Here is a 13,654-nt window from a genome sequence, read left to right on the forward strand (position 1 = left end):
TCAGCCGAATATCATCGGGACGTCGTCGTCATCGGACCCGGCCAGGTCGAGGTCGACGACGACGGGAACGTGGTCGCTCGGGATCTCGCCCTTGCGCTCGTCGCGGTGGATCGCCGCACCCGTGACGGCATCGGCGAGGGCGTGCGAGCCGAGCACGAAGTCGATGCGCATGCCCTCGTTGCGGGGGAAGCGCAGCTGCTTGTAGTCCCAATAGGTGAAGCCCGTCGGCACGAGGGGGCGGACCACGTCCGCGAGACCCGCCGCCTCGAGGTCGGCGAAGGCCGCGCGTTCGGGCGCCGACACGTGGGTCGACGCGCCCTCGATCACGGTGGGGTCGCCGTTGTCTGCGTCGGTCGGGGCGATGTTGAAGTCGCCGACGAGCGCGAGGGCCAGGTCGGGGTTCGCCGCCAGCTCGCTGCGGGTGTGCTCGGCGAGGGCCGACAGCCAGTCGAGCTTGTAGACGTAGTGCGGGTCGTCGAGCGAGCGGCCGTTGGGCACATAGAGGCTCCACACCCGCACGCCGCCGATGGTCGCGCCGATCGCGCGGGCCTCGAGCGGCGCATCAGGGCCCTCGTGGCCCTTCGCGAAGCCCGGCATGCCGGGGAACGACAGCTCCACGTCGTCGATCGGCTCGCGGCTGGCGATCGCGACGCCGTTCCACTGGCTGAGGCCGTGCGCGACGACGTGGTACCCGGCGTCTTCGAACGGTCCGTAGGGGAACTGCTCGGGCTTGCACTTGATCTCCTGCATCGCCAGCACGTCGATGTGCTCGCGCACCGCGAACTCGACGGTGCGCGCGACGCGCGCGCGGATGGAGTTGACGTTCCAGGTGGCCAAGCGCATGAACCCAGCCTACGGGCGGGTGCCGACAGCATCCGCCCGCCTGCGGGGGCTACAGGGCCCGCAGGATGTCCTCCACCCGCTCCTTGGCGTCGCCGAAGAGCATCTGCGCGTTGTCGCGGAAGAACAGCGGGTTCTGCACGCCCGCATACCCGGAGGCCATCGATCGCTTGAAGACGATGACGTTCTCGGCTTCCCACACCCGCAGCACCGGCATGCCGGCGATCGGCGACGAGGGGTCTTCGGCGGCAGCGGGGTTGACGGTGTCGTTGGCGCCGATCACGAGCACGACGTCGGTGCCGGCGAAGTCGTCGTTGATCTCGTCCATCTCGAGCACGATGTCGTAGGGCACCTTGGCCTCGGCCAGCAGCACGTTCATGTGACCGGGGAGGCGGCCTGCGACGGGATGGATGCCGAACCGCACCTCGACGCCGCGCTCGCGGAGCTTGTGCACGAGGTCGGCGACGCCGTGCTGGGCCTGGGCGACCGCCATGCCGTAGCCCGGCGTGATGATAACCGACGACGCTCCCGCGAGCATCTCGGCGACGGTCGCGGCGTCGACCTCGCGGTGCTCGCCGAGGTCTTCCTCGCCGTCTTTGCGCGGCGCCTCGATGCCGAAGCCGCCGGCGATCACCGAGAGGAACGACCGGTTCATCGCCTTGCACATGATGTACGACAGGTACGCACCGGAGGAGCCCACGAGCGCGCCCGTGACGATCAGCAGGTCGTTGTTGAGGAGGAAGCCGGCCGCCGCGGCCGCCCAGCCCGAGTAGCTGTTGAGCATCGAGACGACCACGGGCATGTCGCCGCCGCCGATCGAGGCGACCAGGTGCCAGCCGAGGGCGAGGGCGAGCACCGTGACGACCACGAGCAGCCAGATCGACGGCGTGATGACGTACCAGACCGTCAGCACGAGGAACGCGACGAGGGCCCCGACGTTGAGCACGTTCTTCCCGGGCAGCACGAGGGGCTTCGACGACATGCGCGCCGAGAGCTTGAGGAACGCCACGATCGAGCCCGTGAAGGTCACGCCGCCGATGAAGACGCCGATGAACACCTCGGCGTGGTGGATGTCGTTCAGCGAGCCGGTCAGCCCCGTGTCGTAGAGGGCGCCGTTCCAGCCGACGAGCACGGCGGCGAGGCCCACGAACGAGTGCAGCACCGCGATGAGCTCGGGCATGCCGGTCATCTCGACCACGCGCGCCCGCCACAGCCCGATCGCGCCGCCGACGAGCACGGCGACCACGAGCAGCGTGAGCCCCAGGGCGGCCTGCGGCTCGCCCCACGCGCTCGCCGCGGTGAGCCACACGGTCGCGACGAGGGCGATCGCCATGCCGAGGATGCCGTAGAGCACGCCGCGGCGGCTCGTCTCGTGCTTCGAGAGGCCCGCGAGCGACAGGATGAACAGCAGGGCCGCGACGACGTAGGCGGCGGCGGCGACAGAGGTCGCCAGGGCGAGGGAGGTCACTGGCGGTCGCCCTTCTGGAACATGGCGAGCATGCGCCTGGTCACGGCGAACCCGCCGAAGATGTTGATGGATGCCAGCAGCACCGCGATCGCGGCGAGGATCTGCACGGCGAGGTCGGGCGTCGTGATCTGCACCATCGCGCCGACCACGATGATGCCGCTGATCGCGTTGGTGACGCTCATGAGCGGCGTGTGCAGCGCGTGCGCCACATGCCCGATGACGTAGAAGCCGACGACGATCGACAGGGTCAGCACGAGGAAGTGCTGGGGGAGCGGCGCGGGCGCGAACGCGCACACGAGGAACAGCGCGACGATGCCGGCGAGGATCAGCCCGCCGCTGCGGATCGGCGAGGGCTTCGGGATCGGCTTCGCGGCGACGGATGCGGTGGCCGCCGGCTTCGCGGCGGGTGCCGCCGACACCTGCACCGGCGGCGGCGGCCACGTGACGGCGCCGTCGCGCACGACGGTCGCCGAGCGCTGCACGACGTCGTCGAAGTCGAGCACGAGCTCACCGTCCTTGCCGGGGGTGAGCAGCTTCATCAGGTTGAGCACGTTCGTGCCGTAGAGCTGCGACGCCTGGGCGGGCAGGCGCCCCGCGAGGTCGGTGTAGCCGAGGATCACGACGCCGTTGGCGGTCACGGTGCGCTGCCCCGCGACGGTGCCCGCGACGTTGCCGCCTTGAGCTGCGGCCATGTCGACGATCACCGAGCCGGGCTTCATGTTCGCGACGTCGGCCGCCGTGATGAGCTTCGGCGCGGGGCGCCCTGGAATGAGGGCCGTCGTGATGATGATGTCGACGTCGGCGGCCTGCTCGGAGTAGATCTCGGCGGCGCGCTGGTCGTAGGCGGCGCTCGTGGCCTTGGCGTAGCCGTCGGTGGAGGCCGCGACCTCGACGTCGACCGGCAGGTACTCGCCGCCGATCGAGGCGACCTGGTCGGCGACCTCGGGCCGCGGATCGGTGGCGCGCACGACGGCGCCGAGGCTCGATGCCGCGCCGATGGCGGCGAGCCCCGCCACACCGGCCCCCGCGACGAGCACCTTGGCCGGCGGCACCTTGCCCGCCGCCGTCACCTGGCCGGTGAAGAAGCGGCCGAACTCGTTCGCGGCCTCGACGACCGCGCGGTAGCCCGAGATGTTGGCCATGGAGCTCAGCACATCCATCGACTGGGCGCGCGAGATCCGCGGCACGGCGTCCATCGACAGCGCGGTGATGCCGCGGGTGGCCAGCGACGCCGTGAGCTCGGGCTTGAGGGCGGGGCTCAGCATCCCGACGAGCGTCGCGCCGTCGCGCAGGAGTGCGATCTCGGCGGCGGTCGGCGGCGTGATCGTGAAGACGATGTCGGCGCCCCACGCCTGATCGCGCGCCCCGAGCATCGCTCCGGCGGTCTCGTACGCCGCGTCGGGAAACGCCGACTCCGCGCCCGCACCGTGCTCGACGACGACGTCGTAGCCGAGCGCGATCAGCTTGGCGACGGTGTCGGGGGTGCCGGCGACGCGGGTCTCGCCGTCGGGTTCGGCGACGATGCCGATGAGGCTCATGGGTGCTCCTGTCGTCGTGGCGACGGCGCCCGCATCGGGGTCGCCATCGGTGGTCATTCTGTCGGAAGAGTGCACGCCCGCCCCTTTCTTTACGCGGCGGGTGGTCGAAAGAACACCCCTTCTTGCGTCAGAGATGATCAGGCGCCGTCCGTAGACTCGAACCCATGACCGCCGCCTCCACGCCCGAACTCGAAGCCGACCGCCAGGGGCTCATCGCCCTGATCAAGGCCGAGGCCGTCTTCCACGGCGACTTCACGCTGTCCAGCGGGAAGAAGGCGTCGTACTACGTCGACATGCGCAAGCTCACCCTCGACCACCGCGCGGCGCCGGCGATCGGTCGCATCATGCTCGACCTCGTGCGCGGGATCGACGGCATCGTCGCCGTCGGCGGGCTCACTCTCGGTGCCGACCCCATCGCCAACGCCGTCATGCACGAGTCGGCCCGCACCGACGCGCCCCTCGACGCGTTCGTCGTGCGCAAGGAGCCCAAGGACCACGGCCGCGGCCGCCAGGTCGAGGGTGCCGATGTCGTCGGCAAGCGCGTCGTCGTGGTCGAAGACACCTCGACCACCGGCCAGTCGGCGCTCAAGGCCGTCGAGGCGCTGCGCCGCGAGGGCGCGGAGCCGGTCGCCGTCGCCGTCATCGTCGACCGCAAGACCGGCGCGCAGGCCGCCGTCGAGGCCGAGGGCCTGCAGTGGCTCGCCGCGATCGACCTCGACGACCTGGGGCTCGCGCCGCAGTAGGCGGCAGCATCCGCCCCACGTCGTCCGCCCTCGCGTGAGGCGAGGAGATCGCGCCAGGCGAGGAGGTTTCTGCCGGATCCGGCCCTCGCTACGCGAGAAGTCCTCGCTTCGGGCGAGGATCAGCCGCGGAATGCGGGAAGCTGCGAGGCGAGCCCGAGGGCCAGCCCGAGCAGCGTGAGCACCACGATGGCGCGGCGGTTGGTGGTGGCGCCGTGCTCCGAAGCGGTTTTCGAGGTGCGCACGAACATCACGAGGGCCACCAGCAGCAGAGCCAGGCCCGTCAGGGCGAGCACGATCGACACGTCAGTACGTCCTTTCGGGGCGGATGCGGCATCCGCTCACTCGTCGCGATTGCGGCCGTAGCGCTTCACGTACTGCACGATCGTGAGCACGAGGGCGGTCGCGGTCATCAGCAGCACCGCGACCAGCAGCAGGGTCTGTGGTTCCTGAGTAGCGATGCCCTGCATCGCGTATCGAAGGGCGTTCACTCCAGCCCCTCGGGCAGCTCGGACTCGACCGGCTCGGGCGAGACGAGATCGGCCACGGAGTCGAGGATCTCGTCGGGGCGGAACGGGTAGCGCTCGATCTCGGCGCGGTCGCTGATGCCGGTGAGCACGAGCACCGTGTGCAGGCCCGCCTCGATGCCGGCGACGACATCGGTGTCCATGCGGTCGCCGATCATGCCGGTGTTCTCGGAGTGGGCGCCGATGCGGTTGAGGGCCGAGCGGAACATCATCGGGTTCGGCTTGCCGACGACATACGGCGTCTTGCCGGTCGCGTGCGTGATGAGGGCGGCGAACGATCCGGTCGCCGGCACGACGCCGCTCGGGGTCGGGCCGGTGGCGTCGGGGTTGGTGATGATGAAGCGGGCGCCGGCGTTGATGAAGCGGATCGCCTTGGTGATCGCCTCGAAGGAGTACTGCCGGGTCTCGCCGACCACGACGTAGTCGGGCTGCGTCTCGGTCATGACGTAGCCGGCCTCGTAGAGCGCCGTCGTCAGCCCCGCCTCGCCGATGACGAACGCCGTGCCCCCAGGATGCTGCGACTTCAAGAACTCGGCTGTGGCCAGCGCCGACGTCCAGATGCGCTCCTCCGGCACATCCAGCCCGGAGCGGGCGAGGCGTGCGCTCAGATCGCGGGGCGTGAAGATCGGGTTGTTGGTGAGCACGAGGAACGGGGTTCCCGTGTCGCGCCACTGCGCGAGCAGCTCCGCGGCCCCCGGGATCGGCCGGTTCTCGTGCACGAGCACGCCGTCCATGTCGGTGAGCCAGCATTCGATGTCGGCTGAGGTCCGCATGTGGTCAGCGTATCCGCTGGGCGGGGTTCTAGGCTCGGTGCGTGCCCGCGTGGGATCCCGACCTGCTGCCCGACCTGAACGGGCGTACCTATGTCGTCACCGGTGCCAACGCCGGCCTCGGCTATTTCGCGAGCGAGCAGCTGGTGCGCGCCGGCGCCCACGTCGTGATGACGGGCCGCAACCCGCTGCGGGTGGCCGCCGCCCGCGCCGCCGTGCATCGCCGCGTGCCGGGCGCGGCCGACCGGGGCGCCGTCGACACGCTGCTGCTCGACACCAGCAACCTCGGCTCGGTGCGCGCGGCCGCCGCGACTCTGCGCGGTCGCAAGCGCCTCGACGGGCTGCTCCTGAACGCCGGGATCGTGCACCCTCCCGCGCACCGCCAGACGACCGCCGACGGCAACGAGCTGGTCTACGCCACCAACGTGCTCGGCCACTTCGCCCTGGCCGGCGAGCTGCTGCTGCCGTTGGCGGCGGGCCTCGGGCGCATGGTGTGGCTGGGCAGCATGTCGACCTCGCTCACCCCGTACGATCCCGTCGACCCGCAGCTGGTCGACGGCTACACGCCCTGGCGCGCCTACGTGCAGTCGAAGGTCGCGACGACCGCCCTGGGGCTGGAGGCCGCGCGGCGCCTCGGCGCGGCCGGAGTGCCGGTGTCGAGCATCGTCGCCCACCCCGGCTTCTCGATCGGGGGACGCACCGCCGGCGTCGCCGGTGTCAACGAGCCGACCTCGGCCAAGCGCTTCACCGACAGCCTGCTCACCCCCATCGCGCAGTCCAAGGCGCGCGGAGCGTGGGCGCCGGTGCGCGCGCTCACCGATCCGGCCGCGCGCGGCGGCGACGTCTACGGGCCGCGGTTCGTCGTCAAGGGCGAGCCGAAGCGCGTGCATCCCTCCCGCATCACGCGCGACCGCGACGTGGCGGAGCGACTCTGGCAGGACGCCGAGCAGACCACCCAGGTCAAGTGGCGCCTCGACAAGGCGGCGCGGCCGAGTCTGCGGCGCTGGTGGTTCAGCCGCCGATGAGCGGCGAGGGTTCGCTGTGGCATCGCGCGGTGCGTCGCCTTCGCGAGACGTCGTGGGCGATCGACGCCAACGACGGCATCATCGCGACCGCCGGTCTGCTGCAGGGCTTCGCGGGGGCCGGCGCGAGCGACCGGCTGCTGCTGTTCGCCGCCACCGCCGCGATGCTCGCCGGCGGGCTCAGCGCCGGCGGCGCGAAATGGGCCGAGACGGCCGCCGAGCGCGAGGGCCAGCTCGCGGTGGCCCGCCAGGAGGCCGCGGAGCTGGCCGCGGACCCCGAGGGCGAGCTGGCCGAGCTCACCGCCTATTGGGCGGGTCGCGGCCTCTCGCCGTCGCTCGCGCGCGAGGTCGCCGCCGAGCTCACGGCACGCGACGCCCTCGCCGCCCAACTCGACGCCGAGCACGGCCTGGAAGAGATCCTCGCCCCCAGCGCCCCGTGGTGGGCGGGTGTCGAGACGGCGCTCGCCTTCATGATCGGCGCCGCAGTCCCCGTGCTCATCACCTACTTCGCGCCGGTCGCCATCGAGACCTGGGCGATCGTGGTCGCCGTCATCGTCTCGCTCTCGCTCACCTCGCTCGTCGCGGCCGGCGTCGGCAGGTTCTCGGCATTGCGGATGCTGCTGCGCAGCCTCGCGGTGGGCCTGGGCACGATGGGCGTGAGCTACCTCGCGGGCCTCGTGTTCTTCTGAGCCGGCCTCACTGACAGGCGCTCAGGCGGTGAGCCACACGGCGTGGGCCGCCTCCGGAGGGAGGGCGACCTCGGACTCGCCGATGCGCAGGGTGGCGGCATCCGTCACGGTCACCGGCGCGCCGACGGCGACGCCGGCCGCCTCGACGGCGCGCAGCAGATCGGGGTCGCGGTCGCTCACCCGCAGCACGCGGCCGGTGTGCCCGGCGGGCGCCGCCGCGAGCAGCACGAAGTCCTCGCGGTGCACATGCCCACCTGCGTCGGGGATCGCGTCGCCGTGCGGATCGAACCGCGGATGCCCCAGCCGCTCGTCGATGCGCGCCAGCAGCCGGTCGCTGAGCGCGTGCTCGAGCACCTCGGCCTCGTCGTGCACTTCGTCCCACGCGTAGCCGAACTCGTGCACGAGCCACGTCTCGATGAGCCGGTGGCGGCGGATGATGGCCGCCGCGCGCTCCTCGCCGGCTTCGCTCAGGCGGATCGGCCCGTACGGGCGGTGGGTCACCAGACCCTGCGCGGCGAGCTTCTGCACCATCTCGGTGACGCTCGAGGGAGCCAGCGAGAGCTCGGCGGCCAGCTGAGACGGCGTGATCGGCTGCGTCTGCCACTCGGTGTGGTGGTAGATCGTCTTGAGGTAGTCGTCGATCGCGACCGAGTGCGGCATCCGCCAAGGCTACCCGCCGGTCGCGACCAGCCAGATGAGCACGACGTTGAGGGTGATGAGGAAGACGGATGCCGCCACCCCCGCCACCGTGGTGCCGATGCGGTTGCGATGCCGCCCGAGGGTGCGTCGCTGCGCCGTGAGCACGACCAGCGGCACGAGGGCGAAGGGGATGCCGAAGCTCAGCACGACCTGACTGAGGATCAGCGCGAACGTCGGGTCGACCCCGATCGCGAGGATCACGAGGGCGGGGACGAGCGTGATGAGGCGCCGGGCGAGCAGGGGGATGCGCACCTCGAGCAGGCCGTGCATGATCTCGGCGCCCGCGTAGGCGCCGACGGCGGTCGACGCCAGGCCGCTCGCGAGCAGCCCGACCGCGAAGAGGGTCGCCACGAGCGGGCCGATGCCGTCGCGCAGGGCCGCGTAGGCGCCCTCGAGGCTGTCGGTGCCGGGCACTCCGGCGAGGGCGGCCGCCGCCAGCAGCAGGATGCACAGGTTCACCGTGCCGGCGATCGCGAGGGCGATCGTGACGTCCCACTTGGTCGCACGCAGCAGCCGCTTCGTGTCGTGCGTGCGGTCGCGGAACCGGTCGCGGCTGAGCGCGGAGTGCGCATAGATCGCGTGCGGCATGATCGTCGCGCCGAGGATGGATGCTGCCAGCAGCACCGAATCGGCGCCCTCGAAGCGCGGCACGAGGCCGCCCGCGACGCCTGCCGGGTCGGGCGGCACCACGAACACGCCGAAGACGAAGCCGACGGCGATGATCGCCAGCATCCCGATGATGACGAACTCGAAGGCCCGAGGCCCGCGACGCGACTGGATGAGCAGCAGCACGATCGACACGGCGCCGGTGATCGCGCCTCCCCACACGAGCGGGACGCCGAACAGCAGGTGCAGGGCGACCGCGCCGCCGATGACCTCGGCGATGTCGGTGGCCATCGCCACGAGCTCGGCCTGCAGCCAGTAGGCGCGGCGGCCCCAGCGGTTGCGCAGGCGCTCACCGAGCACTTCGGGAAGGCTCTGGCCGGTGACGATGCCGAGCTTGGCCGAGAGGTACTGGATGAGCCACGCCATGGTGTTGCCGAGCACGACCACCCACACGAGCAGGTAGCCGTAGCGCGCGCCCGCGGTCATGTTGCTCGCGACGTTGCCGGGGTCGAGGTAGGCGACTCCGGCGACCAGCGCGGGCCCGAGCAGCCACGCGAGGCGGGTGCCCCGCACGGTCGGGGCTGCGGCGGGTCTCACGTCGTCGTCGATCGCTGTTTTCGGCACACCGAAACCTTAGCCTGTTTTCGGCACGCCGAAAACCCCTGACCGCCGGGCGGCTGGGCGGCCCTGCTTCGGTCGTCACATACGGTGACCTCTCGCGGGTTCACGTCGCCGTATGTGACGACTGAACCGGCGACCCCTGCGTTCAGTCGTCACATACGGTGGCTTCGCTTCGCCTGGGGTCGCCGTATGTGACGACTGAAGCTCGGCGGGGAGGGCGCTCCCCGCGGGCGGCTGGGTAGCCTGAGGCGGTGAGTGCAGCCGACCCCGAGGTGAACGCCGAGCCGCAGCTGCCGGTGGGGGTCGGGCCGTGGCCTGGCGGCCGCGAGGAGTGGCCCGACGACGAGAGATTCGACCCCGAGCTGCTCGAGCACGGCGACCGCCGCAACGTCGTCGACCGCTACCGCTACTGGACCATGGCGGCGATCGTGGCCGACCTCGACGAGCACCGGCACGCGTTCCACGTCGCGATCGAGAACTGGCAGCACGACATGAACATCGGCTCGATCGTGCGCAGCGCCAACGCGTTCGGCGCCGCCGAGGTGCACATCATCGGCAAGCGCCGCTGGAACCGCCGCGGCGCGATGGTCACCGACCGCTACCAGCACGTGCGTCACCACGACGACGTCGCGGCGTTCGCGGCGTGGGCGACGGATGCCGCACTCCCGGTCATCGCGGTCGACAACGTGCCGGGGTCGGCGCCGGTCGACACCGCCGAGCTCCCCGAGCGCTGCGTGCTGCTGTTCGGGCAGGAGGGGCCGGGGCTCTCGGCCGAGGCGCTGGCGGCAGCATCCGCCGCGGTCGAGATCACGCAGTACGGCTCGACGCGCTCGATCAACGCGAGCGCGGCGGCGGCCGTCGTGATGTACGAGTGGTGCCGCCGCTGGGCGTGATGTACGAGCCGCCGCCGCTGAGGATCAGCCCCCGACGGTGAGCCAGGCGGCCCCCCGCACGCGCCAGCCGAGGGTCGCGAGCCTGGCGAGCATGTAGACGCCGAAGAAGGCGACGGCCAGCCACGCGAGCCCCGCCGCGCCGGTGGGGTGCAGCATCTCGATCGCGATGAGGGCCGGCACGAACGGCACGAGGTTGAGGCCGCCGGCGATTGCGAGGTAGCGCGCGTCGCCCGCGCCCATCAGCACACCGTCGAGCACGAAGACGACGCCGCACACCGGCTGGGCGACGGCGAGCACGACGAGGGCCGGCTGCACGAGCGCCGCGACCGCCGCATCCCCCGTGAACACGAGTCCGATCACGCCCGACAGCGCCGCGATGGCGCCTCCGACGATCACCCCGAACCACGCGCCCCATGCCACCGTGCGCCCGAGCACGCGGCGCACGAACGTCTCGTCGGCTGCGCCGAGGCCCCGCCCGATGAGCGCCTGTGCCGCGATGGCGAGGGCGTCGAGGGCGAAGGCGGCGGTGGAGAAGATCGTGAAGGCGACCTGCCAGCCGGCGAGCTCGTCGGTGTCGAGCAGCGTCGCCACGGCGACCGTGGCCAGGAGCGCCGCCCGCAGCGACACCGTGCGCAGGAACAGCCAGCCGCCCGAGCGCGCCGAGCCCCGAACGCCCTCGCGCTGGGGGAGGACGGATGCCGCATGCGTGCGGGCGAGGCGCCCCACCACGACGACGTACGCGGCCACCATGCCCCACTGCGCGACGACGGTGCCGAGGGCGGAGCCGGCGATCCCCCAGCCGAAGCCGTAGATGAACAGCCAGTTCAGCAGGGCATTGGCGGCGAACCCGAGCCCCGCGATCCACAGCGGCGTCACAGTGTCCTGCATGCCGCGCAGCAGACCCGTCGCCGCGAAGACGATGAGCATCGCCGGCAGCCCCCACATCGACAGCTCGAGGTAGATGCGCGCCTGCTCGGCGACGGCGTCGGATGCGCCGAACAGGCCGACGATGGCCGGTGAGAGCAGAGCGCCCGCGGCGGCGAGCACCGCGCCGATGAGCACGGCGAGCCACATGCCGTCGATGCCCACCGAGACCGCATCGCCCTTCTCGCCCGCGCCGAAGCGCCGAGCGACGGCCGGAGTCGTCGAGTAGGCGAGGAACACCATGAGCCCGACGATCGTCTGCAGCACCGCCGAGGCGATGCCCAGGCCCGCGAGCGGCACGATGCCGAGGTGGCCCACGAGCGCCGAGTCGACGATGAGGAACAGGGGCTCGGCCACGAGCGCCCCGAGCGCGGGAACCGCCAGGCGCAGGATCTCGCGGTTGAGCGTCGGGGCGGGCATGCCCCCGAGCCTACGGCCGGCCGACGACCCCGTGGCCGGCGTGCAACCCGACCGGGCCTACCCTTGATCGATGGCACGCACCGGCTTCTTGAGCCGCTTCCCGCTCGGGCGGCTGCACGCGCGCCTGCCCGGTTGGATGCGCATCGCCGTGGCGATCGTGGCGATCGTGCTCGGCGCGGTCATCGTGATCCGGCCGACCTCCGCGCTCGACACCCTCGCCCTGCTGCTGGGCGGCGGCATGATCCTCACCGGCGTGCTCGATCTCACGGGCAGGGCCGACGACGACGCCGAGCGGCGCTGGTGGCAGATCCCCCTGGCGTTCGCGTGGTTCGCCGCCGGCACCTTCGTGCTGCTGTGGCCCGCCCTCACGGTGCGGATCGTGGCGGGGCTCACCGGCGTGCTGCTGCTGATCAGCGGACTGCTCACGGTCGCGGCGGCCTTCCGCCGTGGCAAGGGCTGGGACGCACGCATCGCCGATGCGGCCTTCGGCGTCACGGGCCTGATCTTCGGCGTGCTCGCGCTGTTCTGGCCCGACATCACGCTGCTGGTGGTCGCCGTCGTCTTCGGCGGCTGGCTCATCATGCAGGGGATCACCGATCTGTGGAAGGCGGTGCGCACGCGCAGGGTGCGCCGCGCAGACGATGCGCCCGCCGCCCCGCACCGGTGGGGACGCACGGCGCTCGCTCTCGTGTCGGTGGCCGCCGCCGTGGCGACCGCCGTGGTCACGATGCCGCTGCGCGAGGGCTCGACGGTCGTCGACGAGTTCTATGCCGCGCCCCGGGACATCCCCGACACGGCGGGCCATCTCGTGCGCGCCGAGGAGTTCACCCGCGATGTGCCGATGGGTGCGCGCGGCTGGCGCATCCTCTACACGACGACCGGCGTCGACGACGAGATCCGGGTGGCCAGTGCGCTGGTCGTGGTGCCAGAGGGCGACGAGCGCTGGCCGGTCGTCGACTGGAACCACGGCACCACCGGTTTCGCCCAGCACTGCGCGCCGTCGCTGCAGTCGCGGCCGTTCTGGTCGGGCACCATGTACATCCTCAAGAAGGTGATCGCCGAGGGGTGGGCGGTCGTGGCCCCCGACTACATCGGCCTCGGCACCGAGGGGCCGCATCCGTACCTCATGGGCGAGCCGAGCGCGCACGCCTCGCTCGACGCGGTGCGCGCGGCGTGGGAGCTCGACGACGCCCGGCTCAGCCGCAGCACCGTCGTGTGGGGCCACTCGCAGGGCGGCGGTGCGGCACTGTGGACCGGCGCGGTCGCGGGCGCCTACGCGCCGCAGGTCTGGGTGCGCGGCGTTGCTGCGCTCGCCCCCGCCGCCGACCCGGTCGGCCTCGTCGAGAACGTGACCGACGTCACCGGCGGCAGCATCTTCGCCTCGTTCGCCTTCGCCGCGTTCTCGCAGATCTACCCCGACGTCACCTACGGCGAATACATCCGCCCAGGGGCGACCACGATCGTGCGGGCGATGGCCCAGCGCTGCCTCACCGACCCTGGCACCGTCGTCTCGGTGCTCGCGTCACTGGGCATGAGCCGCGACCCCGACATCTTCGCCGAAGACCCCACCGAGGGGGCGCTGGGCGAAGACCTCGAAGAGAACACTCCGCCGGCGTGGGTCGCGGCCCCCGTCTTCGTCGGCCAGGGCGCCGCCGACAGCGTCATCTCGGCCGCCACCCAGAACGCCTCGGTCGCGCGCATGTGCGCCGCGGGGCAGACCGTCGACTATCACCTCTATGCCGGCTACGAGCACGCCCAGATCATGGAGGGCTATTCGCCGCTGATCGAGGATCTCTTCGCCTGGACGCACGCCCGGTTCGACGGCGAACAGGCCGGCACCGAGTGCACGCGCACCGACGAGTGAGCCCGACTCCCAGCATCCGCACGTCGCCGTGGT

General features: G+C 71.8%; 14 protein-coding genes. 5 read left to right on the forward strand and 9 right to left on the reverse strand.

The features are described 5' to 3' along the window. Genes OAW74_RS09680 through OAW74_RS09690 form a run of 3 tightly spaced genes read right to left on the reverse strand, consistent with a single transcriptional unit; the run spans position 1 to position 3,846 of the window. Positions 1-843, reverse strand: coding sequence for an exodeoxyribonuclease III (locus OAW74_RS09680; RefSeq protein ID WP_262874155.1), 843 nt, complete (start codon positions 841-843; stop codon positions 1-3). A gap of 49 nt (positions 844-892) precedes the next feature. Further along, positions 893-2,308 carry a Re/Si-specific NAD(P)(+) transhydrogenase subunit beta gene (gene pntB / locus OAW74_RS09685; RefSeq protein ID WP_262874156.1) on the reverse strand — a complete coding sequence of 472 codons (1,416 nt, stop codon included), beginning with the start codon at positions 2,306-2,308 and terminating at the stop codon, positions 893-895. Further along, positions 2,305-3,846 (reverse strand): Re/Si-specific NAD(P)(+) transhydrogenase subunit alpha, encoded by a 1,542-nt coding sequence (locus tag OAW74_RS09690; protein ID WP_262874463.1) that lies wholly within the window; start codon positions 3,844-3,846, stop codon positions 2,305-2,307. The genes pntB and OAW74_RS09690 overlap by 4 nt, the downstream gene beginning before the upstream one ends. 164 nt (positions 3,847-4,010) lie before the next feature. Between OAW74_RS09690 and pyrE the strand changes: the two genes are divergently transcribed. Continuing rightward, complete coding sequence (gene pyrE / locus OAW74_RS09695; protein WP_262874157.1) at positions 4,011-4,589, forward strand: orotate phosphoribosyltransferase; 579 nt, start codon at positions 4,011-4,013, stop codon at positions 4,587-4,589. Between the two features lie 119 nt (positions 4,590-4,708). On the opposite strand, the gene OAW74_RS09700 is transcribed toward pyrE, so the two are convergent. From OAW74_RS09700 to OAW74_RS09710, 3 genes are read right to left on the reverse strand one after another with little or no spacing between them, the layout of a single operon-like run. Next, positions 4,709-4,891 carry a hypothetical protein gene (locus tag OAW74_RS09700; protein WP_262874158.1) on the reverse strand — a complete coding sequence of 61 codons (183 nt, stop codon included), beginning with the start codon at positions 4,889-4,891 and terminating at the stop codon, positions 4,709-4,711. Between the two features lie 36 nt (positions 4,892-4,927). Beyond that, positions 4,928-5,077 carry a hypothetical protein gene (locus OAW74_RS09705; RefSeq protein WP_262874159.1) on the reverse strand — a complete coding sequence of 50 codons (150 nt, stop codon included), beginning with the start codon at positions 5,075-5,077 and terminating at the stop codon, positions 4,928-4,930. After that, entirely contained in the window at positions 5,074-5,886 is an 813-nt protein-coding gene (locus OAW74_RS09710; RefSeq protein ID WP_262874160.1) for an HAD-IIA family hydrolase, read from the reverse strand. Before OAW74_RS09710 ends, OAW74_RS09705 begins: the two co-directional genes overlap by 4 nt. 41 nt (positions 5,887-5,927) lie before the next feature. Here OAW74_RS09710 and OAW74_RS09715 point away from each other — a divergent pair, with 41 nt between their 5' ends. Next, on the forward strand, positions 5,928-6,908 hold the full coding sequence (locus OAW74_RS09715) for an SDR family NAD(P)-dependent oxidoreductase (protein ID WP_262874161.1): 981 nt from the start codon (positions 5,928-5,930) through the stop codon (positions 6,906-6,908). 29 nt (positions 6,909-6,937) lie between these two features. After that, the gene (locus OAW74_RS09720) at positions 6,938-7,594 is read left to right on the forward strand and encodes a VIT1/CCC1 transporter family protein (RefSeq protein WP_262874162.1); all 657 of its coding nucleotides are present in this window, start codon (positions 6,938-6,940) and stop codon (positions 7,592-7,594) included. 21 nt (positions 7,595-7,615) lie between these two features. On the opposite strand, the gene OAW74_RS09725 is transcribed toward OAW74_RS09720, so the two are convergent. Then, positions 7,616-8,254 carry a metal-dependent transcriptional regulator gene (locus tag OAW74_RS09725; RefSeq protein ID WP_262874163.1) on the reverse strand — a complete coding sequence of 213 codons (639 nt, stop codon included), beginning with the start codon at positions 8,252-8,254 and terminating at the stop codon, positions 7,616-7,618. Between the two features lie 9 nt (positions 8,255-8,263). Then, on the reverse strand, positions 8,264-9,523 hold the full coding sequence (locus OAW74_RS09730; protein WP_378733768.1) for an Nramp family divalent metal transporter: 1,260 nt from the start codon (positions 9,521-9,523) through the stop codon (positions 8,264-8,266). A 248-nt stretch (positions 9,524-9,771) separates the two neighbouring features. Between OAW74_RS09730 and OAW74_RS09735 the strand changes: the two genes are divergently transcribed. Beyond that, positions 9,772-10,413 (forward strand): TrmH family RNA methyltransferase, encoded by a 642-nt coding sequence (locus OAW74_RS09735; RefSeq protein WP_262874164.1) that lies wholly within the window; start codon positions 9,772-9,774, stop codon positions 10,411-10,413. A gap of 24 nt (positions 10,414-10,437) precedes the next feature. On the opposite strand, the gene OAW74_RS09740 is transcribed toward OAW74_RS09735, so the two are convergent. Continuing rightward, positions 10,438-11,757 (reverse strand): MATE family efflux transporter, encoded by a 1,320-nt coding sequence (locus tag OAW74_RS09740; protein WP_262874165.1) that lies wholly within the window; start codon positions 11,755-11,757, stop codon positions 10,438-10,440. Between the two features lie 70 nt (positions 11,758-11,827). On the opposite strand from OAW74_RS09740, the gene OAW74_RS09745 reads away from it, so the two are divergent. After that, on the forward strand, positions 11,828-13,621 hold the full coding sequence (locus OAW74_RS09745; RefSeq protein ID WP_262874166.1) for a lipase family protein: 1,794 nt from the start codon (positions 11,828-11,830) through the stop codon (positions 13,619-13,621). Positions 13,622-13,654 lie beyond the last annotated feature (33 nt).

Origin of the sequence: Microbacterium fluvii (assembly GCF_025515205.1) — a bacterium.
Lineage (GTDB): Bacteria > Actinomycetota > Actinomycetes > Actinomycetales > Microbacteriaceae > Microbacterium > Microbacterium fluvii.

What these genes read in the sequence shown, in the direction of transcription:
- OAW74_RS09745 (WP_262874166.1), top strand. Translation starts at nt 11,828, where the DNA reads ATGGCACGCACCGGCTTCTTGAGCCGCTTCCCGCTCGGGCGGCTGCAC.
- OAW74_RS09680 (WP_262874155.1), bottom strand. Translation starts at nt 843, where the DNA reads ATGCGCTTGGCCACCTGGAACGTCAACTCCATCCGCGCGCGCGTCGCG.
- OAW74_RS09725 (WP_262874163.1), bottom strand. Translation starts at nt 8,254, where the DNA reads ATGCCGCACTCGGTCGCGATCGACGACTACCTCAAGACGATCTACCAC.
- pyrE (WP_262874157.1), top strand. Translation starts at nt 4,011, where the DNA reads ATGACCGCCGCCTCCACGCCCGAACTCGAAGCCGACCGCCAGGGGCTC.
- OAW74_RS09740 (WP_262874165.1), bottom strand. Translation starts at nt 11,757, where the DNA reads ATGCCCGCCCCGACGCTCAACCGCGAGATCCTGCGCCTGGCGGTTCCC.
- OAW74_RS09710 (WP_262874160.1), bottom strand. Translation starts at nt 5,886, where the DNA reads ATGCGGACCTCAGCCGACATCGAATGCTGGCTCACCGACATGGACGGC.
- OAW74_RS09690 (WP_262874463.1), bottom strand. Translation starts at nt 3,846, where the DNA reads ATGAGCCTCATCGGCATCGTCGCCGAACCCGACGGCGAGACCCGCGTC.